The sequence below is a fragment of the Streptomyces avidinii genome (assembly GCF_045161815.1).
In the GTDB taxonomy this organism is placed as follows: Bacteria; Actinomycetota; Actinomycetes; order Streptomycetales; family Streptomycetaceae; genus Streptomyces; species Streptomyces avidinii.
This window is the reverse complement of record NZ_CP108863.1, coordinates 2517894-2532042: the sequence shown is the minus strand read 5'-3', so window position 1 is coordinate 2532042 and position 14149 is coordinate 2517894. Positions and strand designations below refer to the sequence as shown.

Sequence of the window (14149 nt, the reverse complement as noted above, 5' to 3'; positions counted from 1 at the left end):
CCCACCTCCGTCGAAGACCATTGCCGCGCCGCGGGCCCTGGGGCCCGCGGCCCTGGAGGAGACACAGCCATGACTGCCCCGACCCTTCCGTTGGCCGAACTCGCCGCCCTGGCCGACCCGGCGGCCCTCGACCTCACCGACCCGCAGACGTTCGACGACAACGACCCCCACGAGATGTGGCGGCCCTACCGCGCGCACAACCCGGTGTTCCGGCACGCCCCCAAGGGCGGCAACCCCGGCTTCTGGGTCTTCACCAAGTACGACGACATCATGGCCGCCTACCGCGACAACAAGCGGTACACCTCCGAGCAGGGCAACGTGCTCAGCACGCTGCTGCTCGGCGAGGATTCCGCCGCCGGCAAGATGCTCGCCGTCACCGACGGCCCGCGGCACCGCGAGATCCGCAACCTCATGATGAAGTCCTTCTCACCGCGGGTCCTCACCCCCGTCGTGGAGAACGTCCAGAAGCTCACCGACCGGCTGATCTCAGAAGCCGTCGAGATGGGCGAACTCGACTTCGTCACCGCGGTCGCCGACCGGATCCCCATCCACACCATCGGCGACCTCATGGGCATCCCGGCCGAGGACCGCGAGCAGCTCGTGGACTGGAACGCACAGACCCTGTCCCGCTACAGCGCCGACGACGGCGAAGAAGTGTCGCTGATGGCGCGCAACGAGATCGTGCTCTACATCTCCGGCCTGATGGCCGAGCGCCGCCGCAATCCGGGCGAGGACGTCCTCAGCACGCTGGCCACCGCCACCATCGACGGCGAACCGCTCAGCGAAGAGGAGATCATCTACAACGCCTACAGCCTGATCCTGGGCGGTGACGAGTCGAGCCGGGCCACCGCCTCCGGCATCGTGCACGCCTTCAGCCGGCACGACGACCAGTGGCGCCGCCTGAAGAACGCCGAGGTCACCCTGGAGAGCGCCACCGAGGAGGTCATGCGCTGGACCACCCCCACCATGCACTTCGGCCGGTACGCCCTCGTCGACATCCCGATCCGTGACCACGTCGTCAAGGCCGGCGAGATCGTCACGCTGTGGAACAGCTCGGCCAACTTCGACGAGGACGCCTTCGTCGACCCGTACACCTTCGACCTGGGGCGGACGCCCAACAAGCACGTCAGTTTCGGTCACGGCCCGCACTTCTGCCTCGGCGCCTACCTGGGCCGCGTCCACATGATCTCCATGCTGGAGTCGCTGCGCACCCGGGTCGCCGACATCGAACTGCTGGCCCCGCCCACCCGACTCTTCTCCAACTTCGCCAACGGACACGCCACCTTGAAGGTCCGCCTCACCGGCGAACGCTCGATCTGACGGCCGTCCCGGCGTCGATCGCTGCCGTTTGGGCACGACTGCCTTCCCGCCGCCGTTCATCGTCGACACTGCAGAGCGTCGGCCCCCGCGGCGATGACCTCGGCGAGCCGGTTGGCGAAGGCCGCGTTGCAGCCTCCGAGCCGGACGAAGCCGTGGCCGGCCACCGGCCCGTCGTTGGACAGGGAGGGAAGGGTCAGGTCGGCGAGCGCGAGCGCCGCCTGGAGGTTGGTGACGGCCTCCTCGCCGGCCCGGTAGGCGGTGTCCTGGCGCCGCTTGTACCTGGTTCGTTCGGAGTAGGTCATTTCGTACGGCATGCCTGTGATCTCTCGTGATAGGCCTGGGAGGTGACGCGCCGGAGCGCGTCGTGGATCTGGTTCCGTCCGGCGTCCGCTTCCGGGCATGGGCGTGCCCCGGCGGTGCGTCGTTCGGACGGGCCGCAGTGACCGGACGGCCGGCGGCGCGATGTGGTCTGACCTGCGGTGCGGGGAGCGGGTCGGGGCCCGGGCCGCGCCGGGGCAACGACATAGACCGTCAGGCTGAGTCTGTGCAGGGCCCGTGACTATCGGTTTCGATCTTCGTTTCAAAGGTGCAGGCGAGCACCCGTGTGACGCGTGGGGAAGGAGTGGGGTGTCAAGGAAGCCAGTGGCTGGCACCGCCCCACGCGTACGGCCGTCATGCGCCGTACCCGAATCCACGCCCCCCGGACGGAGAGCGGACGACCTTCCTCTCCGCCGCGGAGTAGCCGGGAGGGACACCGTCCTGGCCGCGCGCGGCCGTGGCCGCCTGCCCGAGCACCGAGGCGGGCGGGGTTCGGTGCCGCGGCGCAGCCTGTCGGGGCGGCCGCGTGAGGGTGATCTGGCGGACCAGCTGCTGGAAGCAGGCCAGCGCCGCGATCGCGGGAAGTGCGGACGACGTCCCGGCAGCGATCGTTCTGGGCGCCTGGGCCACGCACAGAAGCGTGGCCAGGGTGGAGAACAGCAGCACGATGGACCAGGAATGCAGCGCGCGGCGCTGGTGCAGCGCGGATCTGAGAATGGACAGGGAAGCGACCATCCAGGGGCCGTAGATCAGCAGGGGCCACCAGCCGACCACGGAGCGGGCCGTGTGGAGCCCGGCGCTGTGGCGCAGGGCGTCGCAGATGGCCAGCCCGCTGAGGATGCTCACCACGGCGGCGATGACGGCGACCAGCGCTGCCGTGAACAGGCTGCCCGTTCGCACCAGGGTCACGACCGGCGACTTCGACGGGCTCCGGCGGTGCCCGCTGGAGGCCTGCCTGGGCGGCCGCTCGGCAGGCGTGTGCTTCAGCCCCGCCACGAGGCCGAGGGCGCTGACCGTGTCACCGACGTCGTCGAAGCCGACGCGGCCGAAGGTCTCCGACTGCCGGGGCGGAGCGCTCTCCTGGAGAAGGATGGCGAGCTCCTCCGCCGGATCCCACGGCCGGTCGGGCTCACCGTGCCCGCCGAGCGGCTGCCCGGGTTGATCCTGCTGTAGGTGGTCCGGCCGGCGCCGGAACGCGGTGGTGTCCGGCTGCGGATGGTGGCCGTGGATGTCTGGGTATCCGTACGGCTCAAACACAGGAGCTGCCGCCCGAGTGCTCGTCGACAGGCGCCGTGGACGGGGCGGTGCTCCCCGACCTCCGGTCGAACTCGACCTGGATCACGCTCATCGTATGGAGGAAGTCCTCAAAGATCGAGGACGAGTAGCTCAGATCGATCTCCAGACTCTCGTGTTCCAGCGTTGCGGTCCCGGCCTCGCTGCACCCTGTTGCGCGTGGGGTGAAAGTCCACTTTCCGACCCGGGTGGCCCCGGCGTGAGAGCTGCCTCCCTGTCCGTCCTCTTCCGCAGATCTGCGGAAGAGGACGGGGAGCTTTGCTGTTGTCATATTCCATAAACGCTGCCGGTGTTGGTCAGGGTGTGCGCCATCCGGGTGATGGTGGCAGATGAATAGGCGTTGCCTGCCGTTTATCGGTTCTGCAAACACAACAGGAGTTCGGCAGGAATGTCCTGCCGTGCCGTTGCGCCGCAGCTCAGGGGGGCGATGAGCGGCGGGCCGGAGTCGGGCCCGAGTCCGGCCGCCGCCGACCGCCGGACGATCATCGGTTGAAAGGCTGAGATGCCGAGGCCGGGTCGATTGCTGCGCATGGCTGCAATCGGCAGGGAGGGCGCAACTCTGCATATGCCTCTGCGTTATGCCCGACGATCGCCGGGGCTCCGGTCGTGTGTGCCCCTTGAACCATCAGCCTTCGAAAGGACCAGCCGTGGGAGACATCCTCCTGTGGATCGTGCTGATCTCCGCCGCCCTGGGCACAGGTTGCACTGCTCTGACGTCATCAGGGACCGGCCGTCTGTGGCACGTGGACGCCCTTGAGCTGAGGCGCCAGCAACGCTTCAAGCACGTCCTGTCCTGTCATGTGGAGGCCATCCGGCGCTCTCGCCGGGAAGCCGCGGCACCGGGGCAGCCGGGAGGGGGGCCCGCGGGCTTCCCGGCCTGCGTGGGCGAGGATCCGTTCCGGTTCGTCGACGAGCCGTCTCTGCCGCCCTTCGCGGGAGCCCCCTACGGCGGTGCCCCACCCCGCCGCCGGCCGAGCCCACTCGCCGAATGACCGCGGCTCCGACGTCCCGCGGCTCCGGGGCGGGATGATCGCAGAATTGATCAAAAACCCCGGCAATCGGCACGTGGGCAGTCACATAAAACCCCGGCAATCCGTACATTGCTGGCTCCCGCCGCGGTAATGGGCACGGTAAATCGCGGTGGCCTGTCTAATTCCAGTTCGATGTACTTCCGTGCTGCTTTGTTCGGAGAAATGGAGAGAACTGCCAAGAATAAAAGAAATATCATCCGTCTATCTCTGGCGGGGGCTCCGGCCGGCAATTCGCAAGGGGCTGCCACCCTTCCCCGGGGCGCCCTCCGGCAGCAAGGTCTATCCGTCCCGCACCGCGTGCGAACACGAGAAGGGTTGCGTGAGCATGGCTCCGTACGGCGACCGATCCGATCGAGGCCCCTGGGCAGCCGCCCGACGCCGTGTCCGGCCGGCGGCAGTCCGGGTGGCGAGAGCAGTGCGGGCGGCGCTGTTGGGGGTGACACGCCGCCTGGCCCAGGCGCTCGCGGCCGGCGCGGTCCGATCGACCCGGACGGAAATATGCTCGACCCAGGTGCTCCAGGACGAATACAGGGCGGGTTTCTCCCTGCCCTCGCCTCGTCAGGCGAGCGCCGCGAGCGACCTCCACGAATGTCCGTGGTGCCTGTCCCTCGGGAGTCCCGACACTCCCGACCCTCCCGGCCCGGCCGGCCCCACCGAGCACTGACGGAGGAGCCCGGCCGGTACGGGCCATCGGGTCAGCGGCCGCTGCCCACCAGGGAGGCGGCCGTAAAGGCACGCAGGTCCTCCGCCATCGCCCGGGCCACCTCCGGCTCCTGCGACTGCAGGTAGAAGTGGCCGCCCTCGAAGTACCGGACCCTGAAAGCGGACGCCGTGTGCTCGCTCCACCGCAGCAGCCCCGCGCGCGGCACGTTGTGGTCCTGAGCGCCCGAGTAGGCGTACAGGGGGCAGGCCAGCCGGGTGCCCGCCGCGCCGCGGTAGCTCTCCGCCGCCTTGAAGTCGGCGCGCAGGGAGGGCAGTACGGCCGACATCAGGTCCTTGTCGGCCAGCAGCTCCGGCGGGGTGCCGGACAGGTCGGAGATCGACGAGGCGAGGTCGTCGTCCCCCAGCAGGGACAGGCCCCGGCTCAGGTGGATGGCGGCCGCCGGCCGCCCCGAGACGATCACGCCGATCGGCGCGCGGTCCGGGTGCAGGCTCTCCAGCCGCAGCGCCACCTCGTACGCGACGATCGAGCCCAGGCTGTGCCCGAACAGGACGAGCGGCCGGTCCGGCCGGGGGAGCAGCGCCTCGACGACCCGGTCGGCCATCTCCCCGATGTCGTCGACGCAGCGCTCGCCGAGGCGGTCCTGGCGGCCCGGATACTGCACGTTGAGGACCTCGGCGCTGTCGGACAGCGCCGCCGACAGGGTGTAGTAGCCCGTTGCCGAGCCGCCCGCGTGGGGGAAGGCCACCAGCGTCGGGGCATCGGCCGGCGGCCGGTGGTACTGGCGCAGCCAGCCCGTCGGGTCGGAGCCGGGCCCGTAGGTGCGCTTCATCGCCGATCTCCGTTCTTTGGGGTCCCGCCGGACCCGGGGGTGTCCGAGGTGGTGCGCGCGAGGGGGTGCGTACCCACGTGCTCGCGGGGGAACAGCAGACCGGGGCCGACGTCCGCGAGGGACGCGCAGCCCGTGAGGGCCAGGGCCAGGCCGAGGTCGGTGAGCAGGCAGCGCAGGACGTGCTCCACGCCGCGCCGGCCGTCGAGCGCGAGCCCGTACACGTACGGCCTGCCGTACAGGACGGCGTCCGCGCCGAGGGCCAGGGCCTTGACCACGTCACTGCCGGTACGGATGCCGGAGTCCATCAGCACCGGTACGTCCGGGCCGACCGCGGCGCGCACCCCGGGCAGCGCGTCCAGGGCGGACACGCCGCCGTCGAGCTGGCGGCCGCCGTGCGTGGAGACCACCACGCCGTCCGCGCCGTGCTCCAGCGCCAGCCGGGCGTCGTCCGGGTGCAGGATGCCCTTGACCAGCAGCGGCAGCCGGGTCAGCCGCCGCAGCCAGGCCAGGTCCGCCCAGGTGAGGGTGGGGTCGGTGGAGATCTGAGCCCAGCGCAGGACGGTCGCGGTGGCGTCCGCCGCGGCGGGCAGTCCGGCCCGGAAGGCAGGATCGCTCGTGAAGTTGGCGATGCCGGTGCCGCGCAGGAACGGCGAGTAGCCGCGGTCGAGTTCCGCCGAGCGGAAGCCGAGATGGGTGGCGTCGACGGTGACGACGATCGCGCTGTAGCCGCTCGCCTCGGCGCGCCGGACGAGGGACTCGCCCACCGACCGGTCCGAGGGCAGATACAGCTGGAACCACCGCGGCTGGTCGCCCGCCTGCCCGGCCACCTCCTCCAGGGTGCGGGAGGCGAAGGTCGACAGCACCAGCGGCACCCCGGCGGCCGCGGCCGCCCGCGCCGTGGCCGTCTCGCCCTCGGGGTGGGCCACCTGCTGCGCGGCCAGCGGCGCCAGCAGGACGGGCACCGGCAGCCGCTGCCCGAACAGGGTCACCGAGGTGTCCGTGCGGCGCGTGCCGCGCAGCATCCGCGGTACGAGCCGCACCCGGTCGAAGGCCTCGCGGCCCGCCCGTCCCGTCGCGCCGGACCCGGCGGTGCCCGCCACGTAGGCGTAGGCGTCCGGGGACATCACCTCGCGGGCCGCGGCCTCCAGGGTGGTCGGATCGGTGGACAGCTTCGGGGTCCGGCCCTCGAGACCGTCCAGCAGGATCTCCCGCACCAGGTCGGCGAGGGGCTCCTCCGGGGCCGGGGCGGCCGTCTGAGCAGATGCCTGAGCAGATGCCGGGGCGGGCGCCGGATCGGCCCGGGTCAGGTCCGCGCGGACCTGGTGGGTGAGGATCGGTCCGCTCTCCCCGGGGCGTTCGACGAGCGAGAAGTGCCCGCCGGACAGCGTCACGAGGTCCTGCCCGCCGGTGGTGTGCCGGGCCCAGCCGGCCATCTGCTCCAGGGAGTTCTTCGGGTCGGCCGCCGCCAGCAGCACGGTGACGGGGGCCGCCACGGCGGTCCCCTCCGCGCAGTGGTGGCGCAGCAGCGCCCGGTGGTCGGCGCGCAGCAGCCGCAGTACCTCGGCGACGATCTCCGGGTCCCGCAGCAGTGGTTCGGGGATGCCGCCGAGCCGCCGCAGCCCCGCCACCAGCTCCTCGTCACCGACGAGGGTCAGGTCGGGCTCCTCCCAGTCCTGCGCCGGGGGCCGGGCGGCCGAGACGAACAGCCGGGCCACGGTGCCGTGTTCCTCCAGGAGGCGGGCCGTCTCGAAGGCGACGAGCGCGCCCATGCTGTGGCCGAGGAGGAACAGCGGCAGGTCGGAGCGGGAGGCGAGGGCCCCGGTCACTCCCGCGGCCAGCTCGCCGATCTCCTCGGCGCAGGGCTCGGCGCGCCGGTCCTGACGGCCGGGGTACTGGACGGCGAGCAGCTCGATGTCCTCGGGCAGCCCGGCCGACAGCGCGGTGAAGGCGTTCGCGGCGCCGCCCGCGTGCGGGAAGCACACGAGGCGGGCGGTCGCGTCCGGCCGGGCGTGCGGGGTGCGGATCCACCCGGCGGTCCGGCCGGCCGACGGAGCCGCCTGCGGCGCCGGCGGGGCCGTGGTGGTGTTGGTCATGCCCACGCGGACTGATCCTCCTTCATAGAACCCAGTTCGGTCAGCAGCTCGCGCAGCCGCTCGCTGACGACGGCGCTCTGCGCGTCGCTGAGCGGCCGGTCGGCGACGGCGGCCTCCAGCCGGGCGATGTCGGCGAGGAGCGCCACGGTGCCGCCCGCGTCTGCCCCTGCGTCCTGCGCGCCGCTCGTTCCGGCATCCTCCTGCGGGAGCTGTTCCCGCAGGTGGACCACCAGCTCGGCCGGGGTCGGCCAGTCGTAGATGAACGTGGCGGGCAGCCGGACGCCGGTGGCGACGGCGAGCCGGTTGCGCAGCTCCACCGCGGTCAGCGAGTCGAAGCCCAGCCGGTCGAAGGCTCCGTCCCGGTCCACCGCCGCACCGGAGGTGTGCCCGAGGACGGCCGCGACCTCGTGGAGCACCGCGTCCAGCAGCCGGTCGCCGGTCAGCGAGGCCTCGGCCGCCTCCGGCCGCTCCGCCGCCCCGGGCGCCCCGGACCGCGCCCCCGAGGCCGGTGCCGGGGCGGGCACCAGGCCGCGCAGCAGCGGCGGCACCGCCGCGCCCTCCGCGATCCGGGCCCGCAGTCCGTCCAGGTTCCAGCGCGCGGCCACCGTGACCGGACGGTCCCGGCGCACCGCGGCGTCCAGCAGTTCCAGTCCCAGCTCCGAGGTCAGCGGGGCCACGCCCACCCGGGCCATGCGGGCGACGTCCGCGTCGGTGAGCCCGGCGCCCATGCCGCCGGCTCCCTCCCACAGACCCCACACCACGGAGACCCCGGGGCGGCCCACCGAACGCCGGTACTCCATCAGCCCGTCGAGGAAGGCGTTGCCGGCTGCGTAGCCGGCCTGCCCCGGGGCACTGAGCGTTCCGGCGAGCGAGGAGAAGGCCACGAACGAGTCCAGGCCGAGGGGCTCCGTGAGCTCGTGCAGGTTGAGCGCCGCGTCCACCTTCGGGCGCAGCGTCCGCTCCAGGCTCTCGGCCGTCAGCGAGGTCACCAGGCCGTCGTCCAGGACGCCCGCCGCGTGCACCACCCCGCCGATGCGGACGCCGTCTCCGGCCAGCCCGGCGAGGGCAGCGGCCAGCGCGTCCCGGTCGGCCGCGTCGCAGGGCACCGTACGGACGTCCGCGCCGAGGGCGCGCAGCCCGGCGATGTCCCGGGCGGCGTCCTCGCCGGGCAGCCCGCGGCCCATCAGGACCAGCTGCCCTACGCCGTGTTCCGTCACCAGGTGCCGGGCGGCGAGCCGGCCCAGCCAGCCGAGACCGCCGGTGATCAGCACGGCCCTGGTGGTGTCCCAGCGCTCGGTCTCGTCCGCCAGGTCCAGGACCACCTTGCCGATGTGCCGGGCCTCGCCGAGGTGGCGGAAGGCGTCGGGGGCCCGCCGCAGGTCCCAGGCCGCCACCGGCGGCGCCTGGAGCGCGCCCCGCTCGAACAGGTCGAGGAGGTCGGCGAAGATCTCCTGGATCCGGTCCGGCCCGGGGTCGCGCACGTCGTACGTCCGGTAGGTGACCCCGGGGTGCAGGGCGGCCACCTCGGCGGCGTCGCGCCGGTCGGTCTTGCCCATCTCCAGGAACCGGCCGCCGCGCGGCAGCAGTCGCAGCGAGGCGTCCGCGAACTCCCCGGCGAGGGAGTTGAGCACCACGTCGACGCCGGCACCCCCGGTCCCGGCGAGGAAGGTCTCCTCGAAGTCCAGGGTGCGGGAGGAGGCGATCCGCTCCTGCGGGACACCCGCGCCGCGCAGCGCGTCCCACTTGGCGGGGCTCGCCGTGGAGTACACCTCGGCGCCGAGGTGGCGGGCGATCTGGATCGCCGCCGTGCCGACGCCGCCGGTGCCCGCGTGCACGAGGACCTTCTCGCCCGCGCGCAGGTCGGCCAGGTCCACCAGGCCGTAGTAGGCCGTCAGGTAGGTGACGGGGACCGCCGCCGCCTGCCGGAAGGACCAGCCCTGCGGGATCCGGGACACGAACCGGCGGTCGGTGACCGAGGTCGGACCGATGCCGTAGAACAGGCCCATCACCCGGTCGCCGGGCCGGAGGTCGGTGACTCCGGGACCGACTTCCACGACGACGCCGGCGCCCTCGCCGCCCTGCCCGGAGCCGCCCGCGTGCCCGTCCACGGACGGCGGGATCACCCCGAGGGAGAGCAGTACGTCACGGAAGTTCAGGCCCGCGACGCGCATCCGGACCCGTACCTGGCCCTCCTCCAGCGGGGCCGCCGCCTCCGGCCAGGGCTTCAGGGCCAGGTTCGCGAAGGTCCCCTTGGCCACGTAGTCGAGGTGCCAGTACGGGGTGTCCGCGGGCGGGGTCAGCAGCGTCTCGGTGTCGGCGGCGGTGAGCGAGGGCCGGTAGGCGGCGCCGCCGCGCAGGGCGAGCTGGGGCTCACCGGTGGCCAGCGCGGCCGCCAGTGCCCGCCGGGAGGCGGGGGTGCCGTCCTCGTCGAGGACCGTGAACCGGTCCGGGTGCTCGGCCTGCGCGGAACGCAGCAACCCCCACACGGCGCGGTGGGCGAGCTCGCCCGGGTGCTGTTCGCCGCCCAGGGTGACGGCGCCCCGGGTGAGGACCGCCAGCCGGGTGCCGGCCAGCCGCTCGTCCTCGACGAGGAGCCTGACCGTGTCCAGGACCTGGTGCAGGGCCGTGCGCACGGCGTCCGCGCCGGTGCCCGCCGGGAGCGCGCAGGGCAGCAGGAGCAGCGAGGGCGCGGCCTCGCCGGCGGCCAGTGCGTCGACCAGGGCCGCCGCGTCGGTCAGGGCGCCGCCGAGCCCCAGTTCGTGCTCCTGCCCGTAGGCGCCCAGCAGCGACCAGCGGTGCGTGGCGGGTGCGGCGGGCAGTTCGGGGAGCTCCTCCCAGGTCGGCATCAGCAGACCGTCGCGAGGCCCGGCCGTGGCGTGCACGGCCCCCGCCGGGAGCGGGCGCAGGACCAGCGAGCCGATCGATGCCACCGCCCGCCCGGAGGCGTTCGCGACGTCGATGCTCACCGCGTTCACCCCGGCCGGCGCGAGCCGGACCCGCAGCGCCGCCCCGGATTCGCCGTGCGTGCGGACGCCGGACCAGGCGTACGGCAGGAAGGTCCGCTCGTCTCCCTCGTCCGCCTCGTCGATCAGACCGCCGAGCGCGATCGGGTGCAGCGCCGCGTCGAGCAGCGCCGGGTGCAGACCGTAGAGACCGGCGTCCGGCCGGCTCTCAGCGGGCAGCGCCACCTCGGCGAAGACCTCCCGGCCGCGCCGCCACACGGCGCGCACGCCGCGGAAGACGGGACCGTAGGCGAGGCCCTTGGCGCCGAGGGCCTCGTACAGGTCGGCGACCGGTGTGGTGACCGGCTCGGCGCCCCGCGGGGGCCACACCGAAGCCAGGTCGGCGCACTGCACCTCGCCGGAGTCCTCCCGTAGGACCGCGCCCTGGGCGTTGCGGGACCAGCCCTGCCCCTCGGCCCCGTCCTCGGCCCCGTCCTCGGGACGGGAGTGCACGGAGACGGTCCGGCGGCCGGAGCCGTCCGGTGCGGCCAGGGACACCCGCAGCCGGACCTCCCCCTCCTCGGGGACGACCAGCGGGGCTTCGAGGACGAGTTCCTCCACCAGGGCGCAGCCCGCCTCCCGGGCGGCGCGCGTCACCAGGTCGAGCAGCCCGGTCCCCGGCAGCAGTACCCGGCCGCCGACCCGGTGGTCGGACAGCCACGGGTGACGGGCCAGGGAGAGCCGGCCGGTCAGCAACAGGCCGTCACTGTCCGGAAGTTCGGTGACCGCGCTCAGCAGCGGGTGGTCGACGGCGGTGAGGCCGGCCGACCGTACGTCCCCGTGAGGGGCCGGCAGGTCGATCCAGTACCGCCGGTGCTGGAAGGCGTACGTGGGCAGGTCCACCCGCCGCGCCCCCCGGCCCCCGAACACGGCGGCCCAGTCCACCTCGCCCCCGGCGGCGTGCACCCGCGCGACGGCCGTGAGCAGCGCGGTCGCCTCCGGAAGGCGACGCCGCAGCGAGGGGATCAGCGTCGCGGCCGACGTCTCCGGGCAGTCCGCGGCCATCGAGGTGAGATCGGTACCCGGCCCCACCTCCAGGTAGCGGCCGCAGCCCAGCTCCGCGAGGGCGCCCACACCGTCCTGGAAGCGGACGGCGCTGCGCGCGTGCCGGACCCAGTACTCCGGGTCCGCGAGCTCGTCCGCACCCGCGGGCCGGCCCGTCAGGTCCGAGACGAAGGTCAACTGCGGCTCGTGGAAGGTCAGACGGGCGACGACGGACCGCAGCTCGGCCAGGGCCGGGTCCATCAGCGGCGAGTGGAAGGCGTGGCTGACGCGCAGCCGGGTGGCCTTCCCGCCGGCCGCCTCGAAGCCCTCGACGACGGCGGTCAGGGTGTCGCGGTCGCCCGAGAGCACGGTGGCGGCCGGGCCGTTCACCGCGGCCAGCGATATGAGCTCCGGGTGGCCCGCGAGCAGGTCCGTCGCCTCCTCCTCGGAAGCGCGCAGCGCCACCATCGCCCCGCCCGGGGGCAGTTGCTGCATGATCCGGCCGCGTACGGCGGCCAGCTCGGCGGCGTCCGCCAGCGACAGGGCGCCCGCCGTGTGGACGGCCGCGAGGGCGCCGACCGAGTGCCCGAGCACGGCGTCGGGCCGGATGCCCCACGACTCCAGCAGCCGGAACAGGGCCACTTCGAAGGCGAACAGCGCCGGTTGCGTGTACTGCGTCCGGTTCAGCAGCTCGCCCTCGGGGCTGTCTGCGGCCGCGAGGACCACCTCCCGCAGCGGCCGCTCCAGGTGCGGCTCCAGGGCCGCGCACACCGCGTCGAAGGCTGCCGCGTACACCGGGAAGGTCTCGTACAGCTCCTGGCCCATCCGGGCGCGCTGGGCACCCTGTCCGGCGAAGAGGAAGGCGGTACGGCCCTCCCCGGCGGTGGCCCGGACCACGTCCGGCCCCGGCACGCCGTCGGCCAGCGCCCGCAGCCCGTCGAGCAGTTCGTCGCGGTCCCCGGACAGCAGCACCGCCCGGTGCGCCAGGTGCCCCCGCGTGGTCGCCAGCGAGAAGCCGACGTCCAGCAGCCCGTCGCCGTCGGCCTCCGTCAGGTGTTCGTACAGCCGGTCGGCCTGCGCCCGCAGCGCCGGCTCGCTGCTCGCCGACAGCACCGCCGGTACGGTCGGCAGCGCGGCCGGCCGGTCGGCCGCCGCCACCGGCTCCGGCGCGGGCGCCTGCTCCAGGATGACGTGCGCGTTCGTCCCGCTGATGCCGAAGGAGGACACCGCGGCCCGGCGGGGCCGGTCCTCCCGGTCGGGCCAAGGGATCGTCTCGGTCAGCAGGGAGACGGCGCCGCCGGCCCAGTCCACGTGCGGGGTGGCCTCGTCCACGTGCAGGGTCTTCGGCAGCAGCCCCTCCCGCAGCGCCATCGTCATCTTGATGACGCCGCCGACACCGGCGGCGGCCTGGGTGTGCCCGATGTTCGACTTCAGGGAACCCAGGTGGAGCGGCCGGTCCGCCGGGCGGCCCCGGCCGTAGGTGGCCAGCAGCGCCTGCGCCTCGATCGGGTCGCCCAGCGAGGTGCCCGTCCCGTGCGCCTCCACCGCGTCGACATCGGCGGCGGTGAGACCGGCACCCGCCAGGGCGTCGCGGATCAACTGCTCCTGCGCCGGACCGTTGGGCGAGGTCAGACCGTTGCTCGCACCGTCCTGGTTGATGGCAGACCCGCGGACCACCGCCAGCACCGGGTGGCCGTTGCGACGCGCGTCGGACAGCCGCTCGACCAGCAGCAGACCGGCGCCCTCGGCCCAGCCGGTGCCGTCCGCGGAGGCCGAGAAGGCCTTGCAGCGGCCGTCCGGGGAGAGGCCGCGCTGCCGGCTGAACTCCACGAAGGGCATCGGCGTCGCCATCACCGTGGCACCGCCGACCAGCGCCATCGAGGACTCGCCGCGCCGCAGCGAGGCACAGGCCAGGTGGAGCGCCACGAGCGAGGAGGAGCACGCCGTGTCCACGGTGAGGGCCGGACCCTCCAGCCCGAAGGTGTACGACAGCCGGCCGGAGGCCACGCTGCCGGCGCTGCCGACGCTCAGGAAGCCCTCGTACTCCTCCGGCGCCGGTGACAGCCGCGACATGTAGTCGCCGTACATGGTGCCGACGAACACGCCGGTGCGGCTGCCGCGCAGCGTCGCCGGGTCGATGCCCGCGTTCTCGAAGGCCTCCCACGCCGTCTCCAGCAGCAGCCGCTGCTGCGGGTCGATGCTGTGCGCCTCGCGGGGCGAGACGCCGAAGAACTCGGCGTCGAACTGCGCCGCCCCGTAAAGGAAACCGCCCTCGCGGGTGTACGAGGTGTGCGGCCGGTCCGGGTCGGCGTCGTACAGGCCCGCCAGGTCCCAGCCCCGGTCGGCCGGGAACGGACCGACGGCGTCCACCTCGTCGGTGGCCAGTCGCCACAGGTCCTGAGGGGAACGGACCCCACCCGGGTAACGGCAGGCCATCGCCACGATCGCGATCGGCTCCTGCTCGCGTTCCCGGAGGTGGGCCCGGTCCGCCTTGAGCCGCTCGTTCTCCTTCAGCGCGGCCCGCAACGCCTCGACGACCTGCTGTTGGGTTGTGGAAGCCATCCTGCTCTCTCCGTACTTTCCCGTTGGGGTCTGGGTCTGGTGGTGGGGTGTGC

5 protein-coding genes and 1 pseudogene are annotated in these 14149 nt (G+C 73.5%); 1 reads left to right on the top strand and 5 read right to left on the bottom strand.

Annotated elements, in window-relative coordinates; translation table 11 throughout:
- Positions 1 to 69: 69 nt before the first annotated feature.
- The gene (locus OG373_RS11025) at positions 70 to 1320 is read left to right on the top strand and encodes a cytochrome P450 (RefSeq protein ID WP_405437835.1); all 1251 of its coding nucleotides are present in this window, start codon (positions 70 to 72) and stop codon (positions 1318 to 1320) included.
- A 56-nt stretch (positions 1321 to 1376) separates the two neighbouring features.
- Here OG373_RS11025 and OG373_RS11020 read toward each other — a convergent pair whose 3' ends face one another.
- The 5 genes and pseudogenes from OG373_RS11020 to OG373_RS11000 all read right to left on the bottom strand — a co-directional run.
- Positions 1377 to 1634, bottom strand: coding sequence for a hypothetical protein (locus tag OG373_RS11020; protein ID WP_405437833.1), 258 nt, complete (start codon positions 1632 to 1634; stop codon positions 1377 to 1379).
- 358 nt (positions 1635 to 1992) lie between these two features.
- Positions 1993 to 2895, bottom strand: coding sequence for a hypothetical protein (locus OG373_RS11015; RefSeq protein ID WP_405437831.1), 903 nt, complete (start codon positions 2893 to 2895; stop codon positions 1993 to 1995).
- Positions 2896 to 4657: 1762 nt separating this feature from the next.
- Entirely contained in the window at positions 4658 to 5455 is a 798-nt protein-coding gene (locus OG373_RS11010) for a thioesterase II family protein (RefSeq protein ID WP_405437830.1), read from the bottom strand.
- Positions 5452 to 7548 (bottom strand): alpha-hydroxy-acid oxidizing protein, encoded by a 2097-nt coding sequence (locus OG373_RS11005; protein WP_405437828.1) that lies wholly within the window; start codon positions 7546 to 7548, stop codon positions 5452 to 5454. Before OG373_RS11005 ends, OG373_RS11010 begins: the two co-directional genes overlap by 4 nt.
- Positions 7545 to 14060, bottom strand: a pseudogene (locus OG373_RS11000) (type I polyketide synthase); the annotation flags it as partial. The gene OG373_RS11005 and the pseudogene OG373_RS11000, both read right to left, overlap by 4 nt.
- Between the last annotated feature and the right edge of the window lie 89 nt (positions 14061 to 14149).

What these genes read in the sequence shown, in the direction of transcription:
- OG373_RS11025 (WP_405437835.1), top strand. Translation starts at nt 70, where the DNA reads ATGACTGCCCCGACCCTTCCGTTGGCCGAACTCGCCGCCCTGGCCGAC.
- OG373_RS11005 (WP_405437828.1), bottom strand. Translation starts at nt 7,548, where the DNA reads ATGACCAACACCACCACGGCCCCGCCGGCGCCGCAGGCGGCTCCGTCG.
- OG373_RS11020 (WP_405437833.1), bottom strand. Translation starts at nt 1,634, where the DNA reads ATGCCGTACGAAATGACCTACTCCGAACGAACCAGGTACAAGCGGCGC.
- OG373_RS11010 (WP_405437830.1), bottom strand. Translation starts at nt 5,455, where the DNA reads ATGAAGCGCACCTACGGGCCCGGCTCCGACCCGACGGGCTGGCTGCGC.